Raw genomic sequence first — 23,346 nt, forward strand, 5'->3', positions numbered from 1 at the left:
AAACCCGCAAGGCACGCGGATGTGGAGACCTTTTATGACGCTCGCCTCGATGCAAATGCCGGTGGAACGAAACGAGACGGGAATCAGCGTCGCCCTACAGGTTCTCGCGCAGCGCTTTGGCGAGCGGTTTTCCGCCGCAGCCGCCGTGCGCGAACAGCACGCCCACACCACGACGTGGCTGCCCAACCAGGCGCCGGACGCGGTCATCTTCGCCCATTCGACCGAGGAGGTTGCCGAGGCCGTGCGGATCTGCGCCGAGCACAAGGTGCCGGTCATCGCCTTCGGCACCGGATCCTCGCTCGAAGGCCACGTCAACGCACCGGCCGGCGGCGTGTCGATCGACATGTCGCAGATGGACAAGGTGCTGCAGGTCAACGCCGAGGACCTCGATTGCACGGTCCAGGCGGGCGTCACCCGGACCCGGCTGAACGAGCATTTGCGCGATACGGGTCTGTTCTTTCCCATCGATCCGGGCGCCGATGCCAGCATCGGCGGCATGGCCGCGACCCGCGCGTCGGGCACCAATGCCGTGCGTTACGGCACCATGAAGGATGCGGTGATGGCGCTGACGGCGGTGATGGCCGACGGCACCGTCGTTCACACCGGCGGGCGGGCGCGCAAGTCGTCGGCCGGCTACGACCTGACCCGCCTGCTTGTCGGCTCGGAAGGAACGCTCGGCATCATCACCGAGGTGACCTTGCGGCTCCACGGCATTCCCGAAGCCGTCTCCGGCGGCGTGTGCCCGTTCCCCGATCTGGAGTCGGCCTGCAACGCGGTGATCATGACCATCCAGTGCGGGCTGCCGGTGGCGCGCATCGAGCTGCTTGACGCGATGCAGATCCGTGCCAGCAACGCCTATTCCAAGCTCGATCTTGCGGAGACGCCGACGCTTTTCGTCGAGTTTCACGGCACGCCCGACGGTGTGCGCGAGCAGAGCGAACTCTTCGGTGAAATCGCCCGCGACAGCGGCGGCGGCGAGTTCGTCTGGGCCACCAAGGCGGAGGACCGCACGAAGCTGTGGAAGGCCCGCCACGACGCCTATTGGGCGGCGATGGGCTTGCGGCCCGGCGCCAAGGGGGTGTCGACTGACGTCTGCGTGCCGATTTCCCGGCTCGCCGAATGCATCGGCGAGACCAATCGCGACATCGACGCCATGGGGCTGACAGCGGCTCTGGTCGGCCATGTCGGCGACGGCAACTTTCATGTTCTGGTGCTCGTCGACACCGACAATCCGACGGAAATCGAAACGACGGAAGACTTCATCGAGCGGCTGAACTGGCGCGCCATCGAGATGGGCGGCACCTGCACCGGCGAACATGGCGTCGGGCAGGGCAAGATGAAATATCTTGCGCGCGAACATGGCGCGGGTCTCGGTGTGATGCGGGCGATCAAGACGGCCCTCGACCCCGACAACATTCTCAACCCCGGCAAGATCGTGCCGGCGGCGTGAGCGGTCTCCTGATCCTCACGCGCATGATTGAGGGAGAGAACTCCTGAACTCGATCTACATCACGATCGGCCTCAGCGTGATCGCGGTGCTTCTCGCCGCGCTCATCGGCCCGTTCTTCATCGACTGGACCGCCTATCGCAGCACGTTCGAGGATTACGGCGAACGCCTGCTCGGCCACCGTGTCGCGGTGATGGGCGATGCGGAGATGCGGCTGCTGCCGACCCCGACGCTGACCTTCTCCGACGTGCGCGTCGGCGAGCCGGAGGATCCGCTACTTGCCGTTTCTCGCTTTGCCGTGCGCATCGAGCTGCCGCCGTTGCTGAAGGGCGAGGTCCGGATCATCGACATGACGCTCGACGAGCCGTCGCTGCGCCTGTCGCTCGACGAGCAGGGCCGCCTCGACTGGTTCACCGGCCTCAATCGCGACGGGTTCCTGCGCGATGTCGATCCCGATCTGGTGATGCTGGAACGCGCGACCATCCGTGACGGACGCCTGTCGGTGATCGACGCGCGCAGCGGCCGGAGCCATTCCCTCGACGACATCGACCTGCTCGTGGGCGCAAGGTCGCTGCTTGGTCCCTACAAGCTCGATGGCATGGTCAGCCACAATGGGCAGCGCGCGACCGTTGTGCTGGCGACCGGCCGGCGCGATGCCGAAGGTGCGTTGCGGTTGCGGGCCGGGATCACGCCGGTTTCCGTTCCTGTCGACCTGGTGATGGACGGACAGGTCTCGCTCGCCGAGGGCAAGCCGGCCTATGAGGGCGCCTATACGCTGAATTCCGTGGTGACGGAGGAGGGGGCTGCGGCGCGCTGGGTCAGCGAGGGCGCCTTTGCGCTCGACGTGGCACGGCTGGCCCTGACGCAAGCGAGCCTGCGCTATGGTCCGGAGGACCGGCCCGTCACCATCGAGGGCGGGCTGGACGTCGCCTTTTCCACCCCCTCGCGCTTCGACTTCGCCGGGACGGCGAAGCAGATCGACCTCGACCGGATCGCCGGACGCGGGCCGCAGGAGCCGCTCTCGCCGGGCGAGGCCGGCGGTCTCCTGCTCTCCGCCCTGCAAGGATTGCCGCATCCGCCGATCGACGGGCGGATCGCGCTCGACGTGCCCGCCGTCGTGGCCGGCGGCGGCCTGGTCCAGGACGTGCGGATCGAGGCCGAGCGGCTGGCCAGCGGCTGGCGGCTGGCCGAGATCTCGGGGCAGATGCCGGGCCGCAGTCCGTTTCTTGCGCGCGGCGATCTGGAACTGAAGCCCCGCGCGGCCTTCCGGGGCAGCTTCGCGGCCTCCGTCTCCCAGCCGAACGTCTTTGCCGACTGGTGGCGGCAGGGCGTCGTGGTGGATGCCGTTGTCGATGCCTTCGCGCTGGAAAGCCGGATCGAGGCGTCGCCCGCCGGACTGGCGCTTACCGATCTCATGTTCGAACTTGCCGGCGAACAGGGGCGCGGCGCGATCAGCTACCGCGAACAGCGCAACGGGCCGCCGGTGTTCGAGGCCGATCTCGATGCGGATCTGCTCGATGCCGATCAGGCCGCCTTGCTGGCGCGGCTCTTTCTGGGCGGCGAAAACGGCATCTTCGCACGCCCCGGCGAGAGCGCGACGCAGGTGGCGCTCAGGCTTTATGCGCAAAAGCTGAAAGTGCGCGATCTCACCGCCTCGTCGATTGCGCTGCGCGCTTCCTATCAGGGCGACATCCTGGAGATCGAGGACCTGACGGTGGCCGATCTCGCCGGCGCGCGGCTTGCCGCCAGCGGGCGGATCACCGACGTCTCGACGGCACCGGCCGGTGCCATGCAGCTAAAGGTCGATGCCGACCGGCTTGGCGGTGTCGCGACGCTTCTTGAAACCCTGTTTCCGAACGCGGAGGCGCTTGCGCTTTTCACCGACCGGCCGGAACTGTTCGCGCCGGCCAGGCTCGATGTCGCCTTCCAGGGCGAGGCAGCGGGCGGCAATGCGCGCGCCGGCACGCAGGCGACGGTCACCCTGTCGGGCACGGCGGGCGGCACGGAGGTCGATGTCAGCCTCGGTCTGCGCGGGCGGCTGGATGCGTGGCGCGAGGCCAATCTCGACTTTGAGGCCGGCTTTACCGCGGCCGATGGCGGCGACCTGCTGCGCCAGTTGGGTCTGACGGTTCTTCCCGTGGCGCAGCTTGGCGAGGCGCGGGTCGAACTGGGGGGCGCGGGCGTGCCGCAGCAGGGGCTTGACGGTCACGCGCGGCTTTATCTCGACGAGGCCTCCCTGGTCGGCGTCGGCACGCTCAGCCTGCCCGACGACGGACCCTCAAGCTACTCCGCGGATCTCGGGGCCAAGGCGTCCGACCTGTTGCCGCTGACCCTGATCACGGGACGTCTGCCGTCGCTGTCGAGCTCCGTCGGCGATGTCGACCTTGTGGCGACGCTGGAGGGAGAGGGCGACGAATTTTCGCTGAGCGGACTGTCCGGGCGCATTGCCGGGACCGAAGTTGACGCCGATCTGCAGATCGACCTGCGCCGAAGCGTTGCCAGTCTTCAGCCGCAGGTGCGCGGCAGTGCGGCGCTGTCCGATCTCGACCCGGCTGCGCTGGGCGACCTTCTGCTTGGCGCCGACCAGCTCACGGCAGCGCGAGACGGCTCGGGCTGGCCCTCGATTGCCTTCGGCCCGCCGGTCGTCTCGGGCGTCGACGTGGCGCTCGATGTGACGGCGCGCCGCATGCCGCTTGGTCCATCGCTTGAGGCGAGCGAGATGACGGGTACGCTCGGCCTGAGAGACGATGCGCTCAGCCTCGATGTCGACGGCGCGGACCTCGCCGGCGGCAGGCTGACCGGGGCATTGTCCGTGAAACGCACCGACGGGCAGGCCGGGCTGACGCTTTCCATGCGCGTGGAAAACGGCGCGCTCGGCGATTTCATCTGGCGGCGCAATGCCCGTCCGGTCGCAACCGGGCGGATGGATCTGTCGCTCGACCTGGAGGGCACGGGGCGCTCGCTCGCAGGGATCGTGTCCGGGCTTGCGGGCGGCGCGACATTGTCCATTCGCAACGGCGAGATCCGCGGCATCAACCCGGAAGCCTTCGGACTGGTGATCCGCGCCGCCGATGCCGGGCTGGAGCTGGACGATGCGGCCGTTCGCTCCGCTTTCGAGAGTTATCTCGATGCGGGACGTCTGCCCTTCGAGGCGCTCGAGGCGGGTGCGACGGTTGCCGGCGGCGTGGTGCGCGTCAGCAATGTCACGCTCGACAACACGAGCGCCACCGTCTTCGGCAATGCCCGGATCGATCTGGACGCACAAACGCTCGACAGCGACTTTTCCCTGAAGGTGGATCCGGGCGCTGAGGCCGTGACGGGAGCCGAACCGGAGGTCGGGCTTGTCTTTTCCGGGGCGCTGGGCGATCCGGGTCGCTCCATCGATATCGCTCCCTTCACGGCCTTCCTGACGCTGCGCGCCTTCGAACGCGAGGTGCAGCGCATCGAGGAGCTTCAGGCGGAAATCGACGCGCGCGAACAGGCGATGGAAGAGCGCATGCAACTGCTGCAGCAGGAAAAGCGGCGCGAGGATGCCAAGACCCGGCTTCCGGGCGATCCGGACCCCGAGGCGCCTCGGCCCGAGGAGGAGGAAGAGGCGGCGGCGTCTTCGCCAAGGCCGGCCATCGATGCGCCGTCAACGCCCGGCGTCGCGACGCCGAATGCGCCGCAGGCCCCGGTGGTGGCAACCCCCACCGCGCCCTCGGCGCCGGCCGTGCCGCGCCGCCGTGAAACGCCTCCCGCGCCGCAACCGTCGCAGGCCGCGAACCCGGCGACCGAAAGCGGGTTTCGGGACCGGATCCGCTCCGCGCTGGAACAGATCGACGCGACCGGACGCATCGCCCCGTCCGAGCCGGAGCCGGGAGAGCCGATGCGCCTGCTGCCGCCGCTCGATCCGCCGGTGTTCATCGACGTCACGCCGGACCGTTAGGACGCCAGGCCGCCGCCATTCCTGTAAAAGCCAAGTGCTGCCACGCGCAGGGCGGAGGAAAGCGCCGGCGCATCGCTCACCGGATCCATGTGCCGCGCATCGTCGATCCCCGCGACAAGCGTCGGCAGGCTGACACCGTCGCGCGCGGCCATGGCATCGAGCGCGTCCCAGAATTCCGGCTCGAGCGCGAGGCTGGTGCGATGGCCGTGCAGGGTGAGGGATCTTTTTACGAGAGGCACGAGACTGGCCTCACAGCGACCGGACCCATAGCTTGCCGGGGCGAGACTGACCCGATAGCCGGGGGTGTCGCGGACCGGGCAGTCACCGGTCCGTATCCGGATCTTCGCGATCCGTGGCGCCGGCATCATTGTCAACGTCGGACCCGCGCAGATGCGCGTCGATCCGCCGTTGGGCGCGTTCGTTTTCCGCCTTGACCACCGTCCGTTCCGCTTTGGTGCGGCCGAAGACAATCCGGTTCTCGGCGGCGCGGGCGTCCTTGTCCTGCCGCTTGCGGGCCTTGCGCGCCTTGCGAAGATTTATGATCTCGCCGCTCATCGCCGGTCCGGCCGCTTCGTTCAGGGTTTCTTGCGGAAGGCATCGAGCGACACGACGTCGGCGCTGGCCGTGTCGTCGTCGCCGGTCTTCTCCCCAGCCTTGTCGCCCGTCTTGTCGGTGGCGTTTCCGGCCGTCTTCTTGGACTTCGGCTTGTCTGCAGCGGTCTTTGCCGTCGCGCCGCGGTCGCGGGACAGGGTGTCGTCGATATCCGCCAGCGTGGCTTCGGCGCGCTCCTGGTCGCGCGCCGCGTCGACGAGTTCTTCCGGCAGCTCTTCCGCCGTCTTGCCCGGCTCGAATTCGAGCGCGAATTGCACGGACGGATCGAAGAACCCCTTGATCGAGGAAAACGGCACGAACAGCTTTTCCGGGATGCCGCCGAAGGACAGGCCGACCTCGAAGGCATGGTCCGTCACGGTCAGGTCCCAGAACTGGTGCTGCAGCACCACCGTCATCTCGTTGGGATAGCGTTCGTGCAGGCGCGGGGAAATCCGCACGCCCGGCGCGTTGGTGTCGAAGGCGATGTAGAAATGATGCTCGCCCGGTAGCCCGATGCGGACCACCTCGGTCAGGATCTTGCGAACGGCGCCGCGAAGCGCGTCCTGAATGACGATGTCGTAACGGATCAGGTCTTCGGCCATTTTCTTCAACTGCCGGTCTTTGGAATCACTCTGGCGCCCAACATGGCCTGTGGCGGGCAAGATGAAAAGGCTTCCAGGCCGCCTTGCGCTATTCTTTTGCACCCTTGCCGCGCAGGCGATGCCCCAAGGGTTTTCAGGGCACGGGAAACCGCGCGTCACGACGTCAAAAGCCAGGCAAAAAAGAAGTGGAGGCTTCTGTTGCCAGGTGCCTCCGAACCCCGCCTGAAGGTGCTAACCAACAGGACTTAGTGGACTACCGGCACTGCATTACGCAGCGACAGCGTTGTCCATAGCATAGTTGTCATTTGCAACTATTGAGACGGCCCGATAACGGCGGAACCATGCCGGACGAAAGAAAAGCCTTTACACCCTCGTCGATCCTATTTCGCCCCCCCGAAGCCCGCCTGATCCGCTTGCGCGAGACGGGCTTGGGTGGAGGCGCCGGGTACCGCCCCCGGGTCCGATAGGCTTATTACGCAGTCCGTTTATCGTCATAGTCGGCTTGCGCCGACACACCCAATATAGGCAGTGCCCGTCGGGATGAAAAGGGGGTGTCTCGCGCGCTTGTGAGCTTGTGTCATTGGCGCGCAAGCTGTTGTGGTGCTTAGAGTGTCGCTCATCAAGGGTCTCGTCCGGCCTGCCATGGCCGCGCGGACGCGGGTTGGAAGGAGTGGCAGTGATGAGCGGAATTTCCAGACGGCAGGTTCTGATTGCGGGCGCGCTTCTTGCCGGGGCCGCGGCGATTGGCGCACGGGGGGCGGCTCAGGCCGGGTGGTTCGGTCTGGGCAGCGACGACACCGGCCCGGTCTATACCGGTCTTGTCGATGGGGTGGCCGTCGGCGGCTACGATCCGGTCGCCTATTTCACGCAAGGAAAGCCGGTGGAAGGATCGCGCGATTTCGCCGCGACGCACCGGGGCGCCGAATGGCGCTTCGCCAGCGCCGCCAATCGCGACGCCTTTCTGGCCGAACCGGAAAAATACGCGCCGGCCTATGGCGGCTATTGCTCCTGGGCAATCGCAGAAGGCAAGCTTGCCAAGGGCGACCCGAAGAACTGGGACATCGTCGACGGCCGCCTTTATCTCAACTACAACGACGCCATCCAGAAACGCTGGCGCGCCGACGTTCCGGGCTTTATCGCCAAGGCCAACGGCAATTGGCCGGCGATTGCCGAAAAGTAACCTCGTCTCCGGCCATTCTTGCGCCGATACGGTGGATTGCGGGTGAAAGGCGACATGCCCCGATGCCTCGGCGCTTGTCGCCCCGGCGCCCGCGCGCGACACTCGAGCGTCAATCGAATCGACCTCCTTACGGGACGGGCAAGGTGCGCCAGTATCACGATCTCATGCAGCGGATCCTCGACGAGGGAACGAAGAAGACCGACCGCACAGGGACGGGCACCTTGTCCGTCTTCGGTCATCAGATGCGCTTCGACCTCGCGCAGGGCTTCCCGATGGTCACAACCAAGAAGCTGCACCTGAAATCGATCGTACACGAACTGCTGTGGTTTCTGGCCGGCGACACCAACATCCGTTATCTCAAGGAAAACGGCGTCCGCATCTGGGACGAATGGGCGGATGAAAACGGCGATCTCGGCCCGGTCTACGGCTATCAGTGGCGCTCGTGGCCCGCGCCCGACGGCCGGTCCATCGACCAGATCGCCAAGCTGCTCGACATGATCCGCACAACGCCCGACAGCCGGCGGCTGATGGTCTCGGCCTGGAACCCGGCGCTGGTCGACGAGATGGCGCTGCCGCCGTGTCATGCGCTGTTCCAGTTCTATGTCGCCGACGGAAAGCTCTCCTGCCAGCTCTATCAGCGTTCCGCCGACGTCTTCCTCGGCGTGCCCTTCAACATCGCCTCCTACGCGCTGCTGACGATGATGGTGGCGCAGGTGACCGGCTATGAGCCCGGCGACTTCGTGCATTCTTTCGGCGACGCGCATCTCTACACCAACCACCTGGAGCAGGCCCGCGAGCAGCTGTCGCGCGAACCGCGCGCCCTGCCGACGATGACTCTGAACCCGGACGTGACGGACCTCTTCGCCTTCCGCTTCGAGGACTTCACGCTGACCGGCTATGATCCGCATCCGCACATCAAGGCGGCGGTTGCCGTCTAGCGGGACACCCGGCGTTCTCCCATGCGAAAGGCCGGGCGATGCGATGCCGCGCCGCCCGGCCTTTTCTGTCGTTCGGCCATTCGCTGTCGTTCGGGCGGTTGATCAGGCGCGCAGGCGCCAGCCGGTCTTGAAGATCCAGCTGATCACGGCAAGGCAGATCACCAGGAACAGGAAGGTCATGAAGACGCTGAGGCCGATGCTCACGTCCGCCTGGCCGTAGAAGCTCCAGCGGAAGCCGCTGATCAGATAGACAACCGGATTGAACAGCGTGACCGTCTGCCAGAAGGGCGGCAACATGTTGATCGAATAGAAGCTGCCCCCCAGGAAGGCGAGCGGCGTGACCACCAGAAGCGGCACGAACTGCAGCTTCTCGAAATTGTCCGCCCAGATGCCCAGGATGAAGCCGAGCAGGGCGAAAGTGACGGCCGTCAGCATCAGGAACAAGAGCATCCAGACGGGATGCTGGATGTCGAGCGGCACGAACAGATGGGCGGTCGCCAGAATGATCAGGCCGACCAGGATCGATTTCGTCGCCGCCGCGCCGACATAGGCAATGACGATCTCCAGATAGGAGACGGGCGCCGACAAGACCTCGTAGATCGTGCCGGTGAAGCGCGGAAAATAGATCCCGAAGGAGGCGTTGCTGACGCTTTGGGTCAAAAGCGACAGCATGATCAGTCCGGGCACGATGAAGGCGCCGTAGCTGACGCCGTCGACTTCCTCGATGCGCGAGCCGATGGCCGCGCCGAAGACGACGAAATAGAGCGATGTGGACAGGACCGGCGAGACGATGCTCTGGAACAGCGTGCGGCCGGTGCGCGCCATCTCGAAACGGTAGATGGCCTTGATGGCGTGAAAATTCATGACGGGGCCTTCACGAGATTGACGAAGATGTCCTCAAGCGAGCTTTGCCGCGTCTGCAGGTCGCGGAAGCGGATGCCGGCCGCATGCAGGTCCTTGAGGAGCGCGGTGATGCCGGTGCGCTCGGCCTGGGTGTCGTAGGTGTAGACCAGCGTTTCGCCGTTCTGCCCGAGCTCCAGGCCGCGTTCGGCGAGCGTTTCCGGGACGGCTTCCAGCGGGTCGGCAAGATGCAGGATGAGCTGCTTGCGCCCCAATTTGCGCATCAGCTCGACCTTGTCCTCCACCAGGATGATCTCGCCGCCGTTGATGACGCCGACGCGGTCGGCGAGATCCTCCGCCTCCTCGATGTAGTGGGTGGTCAGGATGATGGTGACGCCGGTCTCCTGCAGGCGGCGCACGACCCGCCACATGTCGCGGCGCAGCTCCACGTCGACGCCGGCGGTCGGTTCGTCGAGGAACAGCACCCGCGGCTCATGGGCAAGCGCCTTGGCGATCAGCACCCGGCGCTTCATTCCGCCGGACAGGGTGATCAGCTTGTTGTCGCGCTTGTCCCAGAGCGACAGGTCCTTCAGCACCTTTTCCACGATGGCGTGGTTCTTCGGCTTGCCGAACAGGCCGCGGCTGAAATTCACCGTCGCCCAGACCGTCTCGAAGGCGTCGGTTGTGAGCTCCTGCGGCACCAGGCCGATCTCGGCGCGGGCGGCGCGGAAATCGCGGGCGATGTCGTGACCGTCGACGGTCACGGTGCCGCCGCTGGCGTTGACGATGCCGCAGATGATGCTGATCAGGGTGGTCTTGCCGGCGCCATTGGGCCCGAGCAGCGCAAACAGCTCGCCGCGCTCGATCTCAAGGTCGATGCCCTTCAGCGCATGGAAGCCGCTGTCATAGACCTTTGAAAGATTGGATATTTTCAGGATTGGCGACATCAATGGGTCTTTGCTTGCTGGAAAGCCGGAGCGGGAGGCGGGACCGACGCCTTGAGCAGGGCGCCAGCCTCCCGAAAACATGCGCGGAGCATATAGGGATGCGCCGGCGCTTCAACCGTCGTGTAGCCTGTGGCGAACCGCGACGTCCCGGAGCGTTCAGCGAATGCCGTCGTGCCAGCGGTCGGCGCGGGCACGGCCGCGCAGCTGCTCCCAGCGCTCATCCTTGATCCAGCGGATCGGCATCAGCTTTGCGGTCACGCATCCGATCAGCAAGGAGCCGTTTGCGGTTCGCAACGGCAGGATAAGGCGCTCGTAAAGAAGGTCCATCTCCCGGCCGGCGAGATCCCGCGTCCTGACCGACATGATGTCGAGATTGGGTTCGCCGGCGATTGCCGCGTGGTAGCCACGCGCCGCACTGCGCTCCAGATCCGTGTCGGGCGTGTGTTCCTCGACGATTGCCGAGCGTGCCCAGGCCGCGCCATAGCATTCGGCGACGAAGGACTGCGGACCCACGACAAGCAAGCGGGGCGAAAGGCCGGACGACGCCGTGCCGGCGCTCAGAGTCGTGCGGTCTGCGATATAGCGATGCAGCAGACGCAGGTCCTGCGCGCCGGTATCCAGGTCACGCCAGCACGTCCAGAACGCCTTGATGTCGCCTTGCACGAGACCGCGATCCAGTGCCGACAGGCTGAGTTGCATCACGTCGTTCACAGTGGCGCCTCGCGGAGCCTGGACAGCAGCGGGTGTGTCGCTCAGCCGGGGCCCGTCGTGGCGGGCCCCGGCTGCATGCGTGTCGGGTCAGAAGCCGACGTTGATCAGCTGAACCCGCCGGTTGATCGCGCCGTCCGGGTTGGAGGGATCGCGCAATTGCTCCTCGCCCAGCCCGATGGCCTCAAGCTGTTCGGAGGGGACGAAAAAGGTGGTCACCAGCGCCTCGCGGACCGCGTTTGCCCGGCGCTGCGAAAGCTCCAGATTGTACTCGCGCTTGCCCTTGGCATCGGTGTGGCCGACGACGAAGAAGACCTGGCCCCACAGGTAGGGTGTGTGCAGGGCGTCGGCGATCACGCCGATGGTCTCGTAGGATTCCGGCCGGATCCGGTCGGAATCGAAGTCGAAGGTGATCTCGACATTGAACTGGCGCAGCTTTGCAAGCTGCGCGGAGATCGGCAGCGACGTGGTGGCATTGTCGCCGGGATATTGCTGAATGTTCTGCAGTGCCTGCGCACGGACATCGGCGGCGTTGATCTCCGCCTTGCTCTGGGCGCCCTGCAGGCTGTTGACGATCTCGTTTCGCGACAGCTGGGTCTGCGCCTGTGCGCCGGCCAGGGTGAGCGGCAGTGCGATGATCGACGCCGCGAAGAGGTGGGGTAACTTCAAGACACGTCCTCCGTAGGATTGCGGTCCAAGCCGGGCGGGCTCAGCGATAACCGGCATCGTCGATCGCCTGATTGCAGTCGGCGCTGACGCTTGGCTGCGCCTTCAGCAGGCACCGCAGGACATGGCCCTTACCCGGTTCGGTTCCGCTGCACAGACGGCGGGCGTCGCGGTCGCAAATCCTGGACACGACGGATTGCGCGGCGAGCCGGGTCTGCAGGGAAACATAGACGCCGGCATAGTCCGCCTTGCAGCGGGGAGAAATGCGCGCTTCATTCTCGGCCAGGCATTTCTGGATGCGACCGTTGCCGATGTTGGCGGTCTTGCAATACTTCTGAATGTCCTCGCCGCAACTCGAACTCAGGATCTTGATCGCATCGGCGAAACCGATGGTCTGGGCATAGGCGCCCTGCGTGTGGATTATGGTTCCGACCAGCAGAAAAATGGCCGCCCAAAGTGATTTTGACATTCGCACCCCCCGGGAATGTTTTTTGCCGCCCATCGGCAAAAACAATCTGAATTGTCATCTTATTCCAATGGCATGAAAGATCCATCTTGATACTTGTCGCAAGGGGCCTTCGCACACTGCGGGCTCGCGCATATCCTGACAGAAAGCGGCATCGCGAACGGAGGGACGAGGGCAGATGAGCGGACACTCCTACCAGGCAGGTCGGTTGAACCTTCCCTTCGTCGGGATCGCGACCTTCGGCAAGCGCCCCTATTGCGAGGACTGGTCGAAACTCGATGCCGATGTTGGCGTACTCGGCGCGCCGTTCGATTTCGGCACGCAGTTTCGCGCCGGGGCCCGGTTCGGTCCGCGGGCCATCCGCGAGGCGTCGACGCTGTTTTCCTTCGGTCACGCCGGCGCCTACGACCATGAGGACGACGCTACCTATCTGCCGGAAAGCGTCCGGATCGCGGATCTCGGCGACGCCGACATCGTGCATACCGACACGGTGGCAAGCCACGCCAATATTGCAGCCGGGGTGCGGGCGATGCTGGAGGCCGGAGCCTTTCCGGTGGTGCTCGGCGGCGACCATTCGGTCAACATCCCCTGCATCGATGCCTTCGAGGAGTATGGACCGATCCATATCCTGCAGATCGACGCGCATCTGGATTTCGTCGACGAGCGCCACGGCGTGCGCAACGGACATGGCAATCCGATGCGCCGGGCGGCGGAAAAGGACTATGTCACCGGGCTGACGCAGGTCGGCATCCGCAACGTCTCCTCGACCGCCCGCGAGGGCTACGAGGCGGCACGCGCCTTCGGTTCCGACATTCTCTCGGTGCGCCAGATGCGCAAGCTCGGCCCGGAGGGCGTGATCGCGCGCATCCCGGAAGGGGCAAGGGTCTATGTCACCCTCGACATCGATGGCTTCTGCCCGTCGATCGCACCTGGCACGGGAACGCCCAGCCACGGCGGCTTTCTCTATTACGAGGTGCTGGAGATGCTGCAGGCGCTGAGCCGTCGCCACGAGGTGGTCGGCATCGATCTGGTGGAAGTGGCGCCGGACTACGACCAGACCGGCTCGACGGCAATCCTCGCCGCGCAGATCCTGCTGAATTTCCTGGGGTTCGTGTTCCACGAACGCGAGCAGCGGCGGGGAGGCGCCTGACGCGGAGGACGCGTGTTTGCAGCGCCGAAGCGCACTGTCTCATCTATCGTCAGGAAGAGAAGGGAGTGGTGGGTGCACGGGGATTCGAACCCAGGACCGGCTGATTAAGAGTCAGCTGCTCTACCAACTGAGCTATACACCCACGGCCAATGCGGCCAAACGGCGGAAGCGGCAATCGCCCGCGCCGTGGAGTGGGTATATACAAAGCCCGGCGGGGTGTTGCAAGGGGCTTTTCGCGTTTAGTGACTGCTCACGTTCGAAGCTGGGGATATCCGCGCAGCGCACTGGATGTAGCCCGGTTTCCATCGGCAGGTTTTGCAGGGGAAATCGGATCGTCTGCAACATTCGACAAGATTTGCCATTCCGCGGCGAAATTTCCTGACATAGCGCTTGACCCCTTGGGAGGGCGCGTCTAGTTTGCGCGGCGTCGGGTGACGGCAGTTCGTGCGGGGGCAGATGCCCCGTCGGACAGGCCGGACGCGACACCGGCAAAACGGGAGTGGTACGAATGATGGGCTTTACGCTCATTCTTGTAGGCGAGGCGCGCGCGAACGGGACGAGGTGACACTCGTTTCCCGACGATGATGCGCGCACAAGGCCTCCTCGGGGGCCTTTTTTATTGCCTGAAGGTCGTGCCCGGACTGTCCGCCTCAATCGCGGCGGGGCCGTTGCGCCAAACCAGAACGATGACATGTGTCGAGACAGCAAGCTGCGATAATCGAGGAAAGCGAAAATGAAGCGCGAGATGACCGGCGCCGAGATGGTGCTCCAGGCACTCAAGGATCAAGGGGTCCAGCATGTGTTCGGCTACCCCGGTGGTGCCGTGCTTCCGATTTACGATGAAATTATCCAGCAGGACGATGTCGCGCATATTCTCGTGCGTCACGAGCAGGGCGCCGGCCATGCGGCCGAGGGCTATGCCCGTTCGACCGGCAAGCCCGGCGTGGTGCTCGTCACCTCCGGTCCCGGCGCGACCAATATGGTCACCGCGCTGACCGATGCGATGCTCGATTCGATCCCCATGGTCTGCATCACCGGCCAGGTGCCGACGCATCTGATCGGCAATGACGCCTTTCAGGAATGCGACACCGTCGGCATCACCCGGCCCTGCACCAAGCACAACTGGCTGGTGCGCGACGTCAAGGACCTGCCGCGCATCCTGCACGAGGCCTTTTACGTCGCGACCGCCGGGCGTCCCGGTCCGGTCGTCGTCGACATCCCCAAGGACGTGCAGTTCGCCACCGGCACCTATGAGGCGCCGGGCACCGTCGCGCACAAGAGCTACCGCCCGCGCCTTAAGGGCGACATGGAGGCGATCCGCGGCGCCATCGAGCTTCTCGCGCGGGCGCGCCGGCCGATTCTCTATACCGGCGGCGGTGTGATCAATTCGGGCACGGCGGCCTGCCACCTGCTGCGCGAATTCGCCCAGATGACCGGCATTCCGGTGACCTCGACGCTGATGGGGCTTGGCGCCTATCCGGCGTCGGGCAAGGAGTGGCTCGGCATGCTCGGCATGCACGGCACCTATGAAGCCAACATGGCGATGCACGATTGCGACGTGATGGTGAACATCGGCGCGCGTTTCGACGACCGCATCACCGGGCGTCTCGATGCCTTTTCGCCGAACTCGCTGAAGGTGCATATCGACATCGACCCGTCGTCGATCAACAAGACGGTGAAGGTCGATATCCCCATTGTCGGCGATGTCGGCCACGTTCTGGAAGACATGGTGCGGCTGTGGCGCAGCGGCGGCCATTCGCTCAATGCCGAGGCGCAGAAGGACTGGTGGGCGCAGATCGACACCTGGCGGGCGCGCAATTCGCTGGCCTACCGTCCGACGGACGACGTCATCATGCCGCAATACGCGATCCAGCGGCTCTATGAGCTGACCAAGGACCGGGAGACCTATGTGTCGACCGAGGTCGGCCAGCACCAGATGTGGGCGGCGCAGTTCTACGGCTTTGAATCGCCGAACCGCTGGCTGACATCGGGCGGTCTCGGCACGATGGGCTACGGTCTGCCCGCGGCGATCGGCGCGCAGGTCGCGCATCCGGACGCGCTGTGCGTCGATATTGCCGGCGACGCCTCGATCCTGATGAACATCCAGGAAATGTCGACGGCGGTGCAGTTCGGCCTGCCGGTGAAGGTGTTCATCCTGAACAACCAGTACATGGGCATGGTGCGCCAGTGGCAGCAGCTGCTGCACGGCAACCGCCTGTCGAACTCCTACATGGAAAGCCTTCCCGACTTCGTGAAGCTGGCGGAAGCCTATGGCGGCCACGGGATCCGAGTGGAGAAGCCCGGTGATCTGGATGCGGCCATCGAGGAAATGATCGCAACCCCCAAGCCGGTGATCTTCGACTGCCGGGTCGCGAGCCTCGCCAACTGTTTCCCGATGATCCCGTCCGGCAAGGCGCATAACGAAATGCTTCTGCCCGACGAGGCCAACGACGAAGCGGTGGCCTCGGCCATTTCCTCCGAAGGCAAGGCGCTCGTGTGAGCTTTGCCTGACAATGACCGCCCTTGCCGTATTCGGATTGATACTTGCGTATCCTCTTCTGCTCCTTGGCTACACTGGAACGTGTACCCAGGGAGCAAACGGGCCTTTTTTGACCGGCGCGATTCTTGGCGGTGTGCCGCTTGTTCTCTCGCTGATCGGGAGTATCGGAGCTCTTTATAGAGAGCGCGGGGGGCGGTCCCATTCCGCTTTGGCAGTGTCGGGGTGCGTCGGACTATTGGGATGGGCGCTTGTGGCACTCAACCACGGGGTTTCAAGAGGTGTTCTCCTATTCGGCACACCCTGCGGGCAGGGGTATGAGCATGCAGGGCGTCCGCTGTCCAACTGGCTGTCGGTTCTCCTGCTGACCTCATATCTCGTGCTCCCTGCCGTCGTCGCTTCGATCAACTCCGTGCTGGCTTTTCGACTGTTGAGAAAGATACCGGGAACGAAAAAACCATGAACGCACAGAACCTGAATGCGCCGTCCGCCTACTTCATGGCAGAGGTGAGCGAAGTCTCCGAAAGCCACACGCTCTCGGTCCTCGTCGACAACGAGCCGGGTGTCCTTGCCCGGGTGATCGGTCTTTTCTCCGGGCGCGGCTACAACATCGACAGCCTGACGGTGTCGGAGACGGAGCACGAGAAGCACCTGTCGCGCATCACCATCGTGACCACCGGAACGCCGATGGTGATCGAGCAGATCCACCATCAGCTTGAACGGCTGGTGCCGGTGCACCGGGTCACCAACCTGACGGTGGAGGCCCGCCGGCGAAACTTCGAAAAGCCGCTGGAACGCGAACTGGTGCTGATCAAGGTGGCCGGCGTCGGCGAAAAGCGGCTCGAGGCCCTGCGCTTGGCCGATGCCTTCAAGGCGACGGTGATCGATGCGACGGCGGAGCATTTCGTCTTCGAGATCACCGGACGGACCAACAAGATCGAACAGTTCATCGGCATTTTGAAGCCGCTCGGACTGGTGGAAGTGTCGCGCTCCGGCGTCGCCGCATTGCAGCGCGGTCCGGAAGGGCTTTAAGCTCGACCGCGCCGGTGCTTGCATCGGCGCGGGCTTTCCGCTACCAAATTGTTAACGGTTTGGTCAGTCTTTCCGGTGACCCTCGGGGTCTGCCGAAAAGTCACGCGATGACCGGCAATACGGACAGACCGCCCCGGCCACCTTCGTTGGCCCGTCGGGCGCAAGACACGGGAAACGAGATCCGCATGATCGCCGCTGGCACCATTGCCGCTTCTGCGATCGACGCGCACAGCTTGCGCGGCGGACTGCTACCGATTTCCGGTCTCCTTCTTCTTATCAGCCCCTGAGCGCTGACTGCTTCCGCCATGACCGGGAGCGGGCACTCAGGGGAGCCAGCATCATTCCCAACACCAGATTTTGATAGGCTTCGCGCGCAACGCATCTGCGGCGCCGAACCAGGCTAAAGAGGAAACCCGACCCATGTCCGGCCAGGATCACGTCTTCATCTTCGACACCACCTTGCGCGACGGCGAGCAGTCGCCCGGCGCCTCCATGACGCTGGAGGAAAAGCTCCAGGTCGCCGAAATCCTCGACGACATGGGCGTCGACATCATCGAAGCCGGCTTTCCGATCGCCTCCAACGGCGATTTCGAGGCGGTGAGCGAGATCGCCAAGCGCGCCAAGCGGTCGGTGATCGCCGGTCTGGCCCGCGCGATCCACGCGGATATCGACCGTGCGGGCGACGCCGTGCGTCATGCCGAACGCGGGCGCATCCACACCTTCGTGTCGACCTCGCCGATCCATCTGGAACACCAGATGAAAAAGACCGAGGCGCAGGTGCTCGACATCATCACCGATACGGTGACGCGGGCGCGCAACCTGATCGACGACGTCGAATGGTCGGCAATGGACGCGACCCGCACGCCGATCGAGTATCTGTGCCGCTGCGTGGAAGCCGCCATTCGCGCCGGCGCCACCACGATCAACCTGCCCGACACCGTCGGTTATGCGACGCCGGACGAATACAAGGCGATGTTCCAGGCCATTCGCGAAAGCGTGCCGGATGCCGACAAGGCGGTTTTCTCGGTGCATTGCCACAACGACCTGGGACTGGCGGTCGCCAACTCGCTGGCCGGTGTCGCCGGCGGCGCACGCCAGATCGAATGCACGATCAACGGTCTGGGCGAGCGCGCGGGCAATGCGGCGCTGGAAGAGATCGTGATGGCGCTCAGGACCCGCTCCGACGTGCTGCCCTACGCGTGCGGCGTCGACCCGAAGTTCCTGACGCGCGCGTCCAAGCTGGTCTCGGCCGTTTCCGGTTTTCCGGTCCAGTACAACAAGGCCATCGTCGGCAAGAACGCCTTCGCGCATGAAAGCGGCATCCACCAGGATGGCATGCTGAAGAACGCGGAGACCTACGAGATCATGCGTCCCGAGGACGTTGGCGTGCGCGCGACCTCGCTGGTCATGGGCAAGCATTCGGGCCGTCACGCGTTCCGCCAGAAGCTGGAGGAACTGGGCTACGAGATCGGCGACAATGCCTTCGAGGAGGCGTTCCGCCGCTTCAAGGAGCTGGCCGACCGCAAGAAGCATGTCTACGACGAGGACATCGAGGCGCTGGTCGAAAACGAGATCGCGACACAGGGCGAGCAGATCAAGGTGATCGCGCTGACAGTGATCGCCGGCACCGGCGGTCCGCAGAAGGCGATCCTGACGATGGATGTCGACGGCAAGCACGAGACCCGCGAGTGTTCCGGCGACGGACCGGTCGATGCGACCTTCAATGCCATCAAGGCCATCGTGCCGCATGAGGCAAAGCTTTCGCTCTACCAGGTGCATGCGGTCACCGAAGGCACCGACGCCCAGGGCGAGGTCTCCGTGCGGCTTGAGGCCAACGGGCGCATTTCCACCGGCAAGGGCGCGGATACGGACACGCTGGTCGCCTCGGCGCGCGCCTATGTCTCGGCGCTGAACAAGCTGCTCGCCCGTCAGAACCGCCCGGACCATCAGGAACTGAAGGCCGTGTGAGGTCCAGCTTCCTCCGGCTGTCCTCGGCGGCAGCCTTGACGATGACAAACGCCCTGCGGTCGATGGATCGCAGGGCGTTTTTGTTTCTCGGATGGTTGAAGTGCTGTCCTAACCCGCGTTCGAGGCGAAGCGTTTCGCCAGCGCCGGGGAGAGGATCTGCAGGCAGTCGAAGGCCGCGTCGTCGATCAGCATGCGCTGGCGCTGGCGGAAGCCGTTGGCTTCCATCATCCGGCGGGCCGGTTCGTTGCCGGCGGCCACGAAGGCGATCAGATGGGTGAAATAGGTGGTGTCGAAGAACCACTCCACGAGGGCGTCCGCCAGTTCCGACGCATAGCCCTTGCCCCAGAATTCGGACTTCAGGCAGATGCTGAGCGCGACTTCCGAGGTCTCGGGATAGACCGAGAAACCGGCGCGCCCGGCGAAGGTTCCGTCGTCCAGCGACGCTTTCCACTGGCTGAAGCCGCGCCGCTCCTGTCCGGTAACATAGTCGCTGAGGTGGCGCCTGGCGTCTTCGCGGGTGTGGATGATCTCGTGGGACCCCAGGAACCGGTTGACCTGCGGGTCGCAATGCAGCGCGTAGAGGTCGGCGAGATCGTCCTCGGAAAATGTGGTCAGCGCCAGTCTTGGCGTGGTGAGGATCGCTTTCGACGGCATTCCGTCCTCCTACGGTGTCGTCCCGGCGCCATGTGCCGGAAAGCCATGCGTGCGCGTGTCGCACACGTCAGGCGCTGTCGCGTTCACCGGGCATTTACCGCCTCTCATTGAACGCTGATTCGGCGTCTTGCGGGAACAAGACCCGACTTATTCAAGCCCGGCCCAAGGATTGCGCGAAGTCGATACCCGCATAATGTGCGCAAACCGTGGCGGTGCAATCTTGGGCTTTATTATATCACGGATGGCGCGCCAATTGTGTGACGAGTTCGCGCAAGGTAGAGGCGTTCGGGTCGAGACGCGGCCAATCGCCGAGCTGGCCGCGGAAGAAGGTCTCCTGCCGTTTTGCGTATTGCCGTGTCTGGGCGACGCAGCGCTCGACAGCGGCAGCAAGGCCGGCATCCATGTCGGGCAGGTTGGCGAGCTCGCGCACGCCGATCGCCTTCATCGCCGGCAGGGCAGGGGAGAGGCCGCGCGCCGCAAGACGGCGCGCTTCGGAAATCGCGCCCTGTGCGATCATGGTGTCGAAACGCGCGGCAATGCGGGCATGCAGCCAGCGGCGCGGCGGCGCCAGAACGACCCGTGGGGCGGAGCGGGCGATCAGCGGTGTCCCGGTCTGGCCTTGCCAATGCAGCAACGACCGGCCGGTGCTTTCCACGACCTCCAGCGCGCGGGTGATGCGCTGCGTGTCGCCGGGCTCCAGACGGTCCGCCATGTCGGGATCGCGCGCGCGCAACAGCCGGTGCAACTCATCGCCCGGAGCCTCGGCCGCCATGGCGCGCAGTCTGGTGCGTACCGCCTCGTCGATGGGCGGGACGCTCGACAGGCCCTTGGTCAGGGCGCGGAAGTAAAGCCCCGTGCCGCCGACCAGGATCACGGGGCGCCCGTCCGCCGTTGCCGATGCCAACGTCGTCTCGACATCGCCCAGCCAGCGGGCGACGGAATAGGCATCGGCGGCGTCGATATGGCCGTAGAGGCGGTGGTCGGCGCGGGCGAGATCGTCCGCCCCCGGACGGGCCGTCAGGACATCGAGATCGGCATAGACCTGCATGCTGTCGGCATTGACCACCAGCGCCCCGGTCTTTTCCGCCAGGGTCACGGCAAGCGCCGACTTGCCGCTGGCGGTCGGCCCGGCTATCAACGTTACCGCTTGAGATCCCATCCAATTCCTCTCAAAGGCAGAGCCGACCATGACCCTGGTTGCCACCCTGATTGCCGCCCCGCAGCGTCCGGTTATTGACGCCAGGCTTCTGGAGGCCGCGCGGGCGGTCCTGCCCGAGGGCGCGCAAACCGTGACGCTCGACGCCGGGCACGCCGTTGACCTTCTGTTCAATGCCGATCCGGCCAGCGCCGGCGCCTTCGAAACCGCGTTGCGTAACGCGCTCGACGGCGTGCCGGTCGACCTTCTTGTGCAGAAGCAGGAGGGAAGACGCAAGCGCCTGCTGATCGCGGACATGGATTCCACCATGATCGGGCAGGAATGCATCGACGAACTGGCCGATGCCCTTGGCAAAAAGCCCGAGATCGCCGCGATCACCGAGCGGGCGATGCGGGGCGAGCTGGAGTTCGAGCCAGCGTTGCGGGAGCGGGCCGCCATGCTCGCCGGGCTCGATGTCTCGGTGATCCGGACGGTGCTCGACACCCAGATCACCCTGACGCCGGGTGCGAAGAGCCTTGTGCAGACCATGCGCCGGGATGGCGCCTATTGCGCGCTTGTGTCCGGTGGCTTCACGGCCTTTACCGAGGTGATTGCGGCCGAGATCGGGTTTCACGAAAACCGGGCGAATTCTCTGCTCACCGCCGACGGCAAGCTGACCGGCGAGGTCGCGGATCCGATCCTTGGACGCGAGGCCAAGCGCCAGCGTCTGGGAGAGCTTCTGGCGGAGCAGGGGCTGACGCCGGAAGACGCACTTGCGGTCGGCGACGGCGCCAACGATCTGGCGATGATCGAGCTGGCCGGCCTGGGCGTTGCCTATCACGCCAAGCCGTCGGTCGCGGCGGTCGCGGATGCGCGGATCGATCACGGCGACCTGAGCGCGCTTCTGTATATGCAGGGCTATGCGAAGGCGGATTTCGCCGCCTGAACACGGGCTGCCGTCACCTCCCACGGGAGGGGCGAGAGAAAAAGAAAGGGGCCGCGGGATGTACCGCGGCCCCTTTTTGCTTCGAACGCGTGATGCGTCCAACCCGGTCAATCCTCGATCGGGACCGGGATGAAGCGAACCTCGCCCTGGGCGTTGGAGATCAGCAGCAGCGCCAGGCGGCGGCCTTCCTCCTTCAGGGTCTGCACGCGCGCGCCAATGTCGGCGGGTGCCTTGACGGCTTCCTGGGCCACTTCGACGATCACATCGCCGGCGGTGATGCGCTTTTCCGCAGCGTCGGACCCGGCCTCGACCTCGGTCACGACGACGCCTTCGACATCTTCGGCGATCGTGTATTTCTCGCGCAGTTCATCGCTCATCGGGGCAAGCGTCATGCCCAGCATGGAGGAGGTTTCCGACGGCTCGTCGGCCGGGCTTTCGCCGGATGCGTCGGCAACGGCGGAATCCGCTTCCTCGAGACGGCCAAGCGTCACCTTCAGCGTGACCTCGGTACCCTTGCGCAACACGACCACATCGACTTCCTCGGCGACGGGCGTGTCCGCGACCATGCGCGGCAGATCGCGCATGGAGGGAACACGCTCGCCATTGAACTCGACGATGACGTCACCGGCGGTGAGGCCGGCTTCTTCGGCCGGTCCGCCTTCGGTGATGCCGGCGACAAGCGCGCCTTCGGCATCGGACATGCCGAGGCTTTCCGCGATCTCGTCGGTGACTTCCTGGATGCGGACGCCGAGCCAGCCGCGGCGGGTCTCGCCGAACTCGCGCAACTGGGCGATCACCTGCATCGCCGTCTTGGAGGGAATGGCGAAGCCGATGCCGATCGAGCCGCCGGAAGGCGAGATGATCGCGGTGTTGATGCCGATGACTTCGCCCAGCTCGTTGAACAACGGTCCGCCCGAGTTGCCCCGGTTGATGGAGGCGTCGGTCTGCAGGTAGTTGTCATAGGGACCGGAATTGATGTCGCGGTTGCGCGCGGACACAATGCCGGTGGTGACCGTGCCGCCAAGCCCGAAGGGGTTGCCGATCGCCATCACCCAGTCGCCGACCCGCATCTTGTCGGAATCGCCGAAGGCAACCGCCTTCAGCGGACCGTCCGGATCGACCTTGAGCACGGCGAGATCGGTTTTCGGATCCGTGCCGATCACCTCCGCCGCGAGCTTGGAGCCATCGTTGAAATTGACGGTGATTTCGTCGGCGCCCTCGATCACGTGGTTGTTGGTGATGATGATGCCTTCGGTGCCGTCGAGAACGAAGCCCGACCCCAGCGACTGGACGCGCCGCGGACGGTTGGTGTTGTCGCGGTTCTGCCGGTTGAAGAATTCGTCGAAGAACTCCTGGAAGGGCGAGCCGTCCGGAACCTGCGGCATCGGCACCGAGCGCTGTCCGGTGACGTTTTGCGCGGTCGAGATGTTCACCACGGAATCGAGGCGCGATTCCGCGAGATCGGGGACCGATTCCGGACCATGCGCCAGGGCCGGGCGCAGGTCGGCCGCAAGGCTTGCAGCGCCAAGCGCGAAGGCCAGTGTCAGAACTGCGGCGCGGCGGAAGATCCGCTGCGCGCCGGACGTCTTGGTGTAAGAGGCGTCGTCGCGGGTCGTCAACGCGCCTTGAGGTGTCATCAGGGCCATTGGCC

At 65.1% G+C, this 23,346-nt stretch carries 20 protein-coding genes, 1 tRNA gene and 1 other RNA gene; 9 read left to right on the top strand and 13 right to left on the bottom strand.

Annotated features, from left to right (window positions below; all coding sequences use genetic code 11):
- Positions 1-34: 34 nt before the first annotated feature.
- Positions 35-1,450 carry an FAD-binding oxidoreductase gene (locus LC092_RS08375; protein ID WP_224806039.1) on the top strand — a complete coding sequence of 472 codons (1,416 nt, stop codon included), beginning with the start codon at positions 35-37 and terminating at the stop codon, positions 1,448-1,450.
- 64 nt (positions 1,451-1,514) lie between these two features.
- Positions 1,515-5,375 carry an AsmA family protein gene (locus LC092_RS08380; protein ID WP_224806219.1) on the top strand — a complete coding sequence of 1,287 codons (3,861 nt, stop codon included), beginning with the start codon at positions 1,515-1,517 and terminating at the stop codon, positions 5,373-5,375.
- Here LC092_RS08380 and LC092_RS08385 read toward each other — a convergent pair.
- From LC092_RS08385 to ssrA, 4 genes are all read right to left on the bottom strand, one after another.
- Positions 5,372-5,614 carry a ribbon-helix-helix domain-containing protein gene (locus tag LC092_RS08385; RefSeq protein WP_224806041.1) on the bottom strand — a complete coding sequence of 81 codons (243 nt, stop codon included), beginning with the start codon at positions 5,612-5,614 and terminating at the stop codon, positions 5,372-5,374. The genes LC092_RS08380 and LC092_RS08385 overlap by 4 nt on opposite strands.
- An 82-nt stretch (positions 5,615-5,696) precedes the next feature.
- A complete protein-coding gene (locus tag LC092_RS08390) occupies positions 5,697-5,930 on the bottom strand; it encodes a DUF4169 family protein (RefSeq protein ID WP_224806043.1) in 234 nt (77 codons plus the stop codon).
- Between the two features lie 20 nt (positions 5,931-5,950).
- Positions 5,951-6,568, bottom strand: coding sequence for an SspB family protein (locus LC092_RS08395; protein WP_224806220.1), 618 nt, complete (start codon positions 6,566-6,568; stop codon positions 5,951-5,953).
- Positions 6,569-6,752: 184 nt separating this feature from the next.
- Positions 6,753-7,119: a transfer-messenger RNA gene (gene ssrA / locus LC092_RS08400) on the bottom strand.
- A gap of 128 nt (positions 7,120-7,247) precedes the next feature.
- Between ssrA and LC092_RS08405 the strand changes: the two genes are divergently transcribed.
- Both LC092_RS08405 and LC092_RS08410 read left to right on the top strand, forming a co-directional pair.
- A complete protein-coding gene (locus LC092_RS08405; protein WP_224806044.1) occupies positions 7,248-7,748 on the top strand; it encodes a YHS domain-containing (seleno)protein in 501 nt (166 codons plus the stop codon).
- Positions 7,749-7,891: 143 nt separating this feature from the next.
- Positions 7,892-8,686, top strand: a complete 795-nt coding sequence (locus LC092_RS08410) for a thymidylate synthase (RefSeq protein WP_224806046.1) — start codon at positions 7,892-7,894, stop codon at positions 8,684-8,686.
- 102 nt (positions 8,687-8,788) lie between these two features.
- Here LC092_RS08410 and LC092_RS08415 read toward each other — a convergent pair whose 3' ends face one another.
- The 5 genes from LC092_RS08415 to LC092_RS08435 form a co-directional block, all read right to left on the bottom strand.
- Positions 8,789-9,550, bottom strand: coding sequence for an ABC transporter permease (locus tag LC092_RS08415; protein WP_224806047.1), 762 nt, complete (start codon positions 9,548-9,550; stop codon positions 8,789-8,791).
- Positions 9,547-10,473: an ABC transporter ATP-binding protein gene (locus tag LC092_RS08420; protein WP_224806049.1), complete on the bottom strand. Its 927-nt coding sequence runs from the start codon at positions 10,471-10,473 to the stop codon at positions 9,547-9,549. Before LC092_RS08420 ends, LC092_RS08415 begins: the two co-directional genes overlap by 4 nt.
- A gap of 156 nt (positions 10,474-10,629) precedes the next feature.
- Positions 10,630-11,184: a hypothetical protein gene (locus tag LC092_RS08425; RefSeq protein ID WP_224806050.1), complete on the bottom strand. Its 555-nt coding sequence runs from the start codon at positions 11,182-11,184 to the stop codon at positions 10,630-10,632.
- Positions 11,185-11,271: 87 nt separating this feature from the next.
- Complete coding sequence (locus LC092_RS08430; RefSeq protein ID WP_224806052.1) at positions 11,272-11,850, bottom strand: OmpA family protein; 579 nt, start codon at positions 11,848-11,850, stop codon at positions 11,272-11,274.
- Positions 11,851-11,890: 40 nt separating this feature from the next.
- Entirely contained in the window at positions 11,891-12,361 is a 471-nt protein-coding gene (locus tag LC092_RS08435) for a cysteine rich repeat-containing protein (protein WP_224806054.1), read from the bottom strand.
- A 130-nt stretch (positions 12,362-12,491) separates the two neighbouring features.
- On the opposite strand from LC092_RS08435, the gene speB reads away from it, so the two are divergent.
- Entirely contained in the window at positions 12,492-13,463 is a 972-nt protein-coding gene (gene speB / locus LC092_RS08440) for an agmatinase (RefSeq protein ID WP_224806055.1), read from the top strand.
- A gap of 66 nt (positions 13,464-13,529) precedes the next feature.
- On the opposite strand, the gene LC092_RS08445 is transcribed toward speB, so the two are convergent.
- Positions 13,530-13,605 (bottom strand) — tRNA-Lys (locus LC092_RS08445).
- A gap of 591 nt (positions 13,606-14,196) precedes the next feature.
- Between LC092_RS08445 and LC092_RS08450 the strand changes: the two genes are divergently transcribed.
- The 3 genes from LC092_RS08450 (at position 14,197) to LC092_RS08460 (ending at position 18,960) form a co-directional block, all read left to right on the top strand.
- Entirely contained in the window at positions 14,197-15,963 is a 1,767-nt protein-coding gene (locus tag LC092_RS08450; RefSeq protein WP_224806057.1) for an acetolactate synthase 3 large subunit, read from the top strand.
- 456 nt (positions 15,964-16,419) lie between these two features.
- Complete coding sequence (ilvN, locus tag LC092_RS08455; RefSeq protein ID WP_224806058.1) at positions 16,420-16,992, top strand: acetolactate synthase small subunit; 573 nt, start codon at positions 16,420-16,422, stop codon at positions 16,990-16,992.
- Positions 16,993-17,412: 420 nt separating this feature from the next.
- Complete coding sequence (locus LC092_RS08460; protein WP_224806059.1) at positions 17,413-18,960, top strand: 2-isopropylmalate synthase; 1,548 nt, start codon at positions 17,413-17,415, stop codon at positions 18,958-18,960.
- Between the two features lie 108 nt (positions 18,961-19,068).
- Here LC092_RS08460 and LC092_RS08465 read toward each other — a convergent pair whose 3' ends face one another.
- Together LC092_RS08465 and miaA are read right to left on the bottom strand one after the other, a co-directional pair.
- Positions 19,069-19,614 carry a GNAT family N-acetyltransferase gene (locus tag LC092_RS08465; protein ID WP_224806060.1) on the bottom strand — a complete coding sequence of 182 codons (546 nt, stop codon included), beginning with the start codon at positions 19,612-19,614 and terminating at the stop codon, positions 19,069-19,071.
- Positions 19,615-19,849: 235 nt separating this feature from the next.
- Positions 19,850-20,773, bottom strand: a complete 924-nt coding sequence (gene miaA / locus LC092_RS08470; protein WP_224806062.1) for a tRNA (adenosine(37)-N6)-dimethylallyltransferase MiaA — start codon at positions 20,771-20,773, stop codon at positions 19,850-19,852.
- A gap of 28 nt (positions 20,774-20,801) precedes the next feature.
- Between miaA and serB the strand changes: the two genes are divergently transcribed.
- Positions 20,802-21,695 carry a phosphoserine phosphatase SerB gene (gene serB / locus LC092_RS08475; RefSeq protein ID WP_224806064.1) on the top strand — a complete coding sequence of 298 codons (894 nt, stop codon included), beginning with the start codon at positions 20,802-20,804 and terminating at the stop codon, positions 21,693-21,695.
- 107 nt (positions 21,696-21,802) lie between these two features.
- On the opposite strand, the gene LC092_RS08480 is transcribed toward serB, so the two are convergent.
- A complete protein-coding gene (locus tag LC092_RS08480) occupies positions 21,803-23,332 on the bottom strand; it encodes a DegQ family serine endoprotease (RefSeq protein ID WP_412103547.1) in 1,530 nt (509 codons plus the stop codon).
- Positions 23,333-23,346 lie beyond the last annotated feature (14 nt).

The sequence above is a fragment of the Stappia stellulata genome (assembly GCF_020176715.1).
Classification (GTDB): Bacteria; Pseudomonadota; Alphaproteobacteria; order Rhizobiales; family Stappiaceae; genus Stappia.

Bases quoted from the DNA above. Each gene is read 5' to 3' on its own strand.
- LC092_RS08390 (WP_224806043.1), bottom strand. From the start codon at position 5,930: ATGAGCGGCGAGATCATAAATCTTCGCAAGGCGCGCAAGGCCCGCAAG.
- speB (WP_224806055.1), top strand. From the start codon at position 12,492: ATGAGCGGACACTCCTACCAGGCAGGTCGGTTGAACCTTCCCTTCGTC.
- LC092_RS08420 (WP_224806049.1), bottom strand. From the start codon at position 10,473: ATGTCGCCAATCCTGAAAATATCCAATCTTTCAAAGGTCTATGACAGC.
- LC092_RS08460 (WP_224806059.1), top strand. From the start codon at position 17,413: ATGTCCGGCCAGGATCACGTCTTCATCTTCGACACCACCTTGCGCGAC.
- LC092_RS08480 (WP_412103547.1), bottom strand. From the start codon at position 23,332: ATGACACCTCAAGGCGCGTTGACGACCCGCGACGACGCCTCTTACACC.
- LC092_RS08465 (WP_224806060.1), bottom strand. From the start codon at position 19,614: ATGCCGTCGAAAGCGATCCTCACCACGCCAAGACTGGCGCTGACCACA.
- LC092_RS08375 (WP_224806039.1), top strand. From the start codon at position 35: ATGACGCTCGCCTCGATGCAAATGCCGGTGGAACGAAACGAGACGGGA.
- LC092_RS08395 (WP_224806220.1), bottom strand. From the start codon at position 6,568: ATGGCCGAAGACCTGATCCGTTACGACATCGTCATTCAGGACGCGCTT.
- LC092_RS08450 (WP_224806057.1), top strand. From the start codon at position 14,197: ATGAAGCGCGAGATGACCGGCGCCGAGATGGTGCTCCAGGCACTCAAG.
- serB (WP_224806064.1), top strand. From the start codon at position 20,802: ATGACCCTGGTTGCCACCCTGATTGCCGCCCCGCAGCGTCCGGTTATT.
- LC092_RS08405 (WP_224806044.1), top strand. From the start codon at position 7,248: ATGAGCGGAATTTCCAGACGGCAGGTTCTGATTGCGGGCGCGCTTCTT.
- miaA (WP_224806062.1), bottom strand. From the start codon at position 20,773: ATGGGATCTCAAGCGGTAACGTTGATAGCCGGGCCGACCGCCAGCGGC.
- LC092_RS08415 (WP_224806047.1), bottom strand. From the start codon at position 9,550: ATGAATTTTCACGCCATCAAGGCCATCTACCGTTTCGAGATGGCGCGC.
- ilvN (WP_224806058.1), top strand. From the start codon at position 16,420: ATGAACGCACAGAACCTGAATGCGCCGTCCGCCTACTTCATGGCAGAG.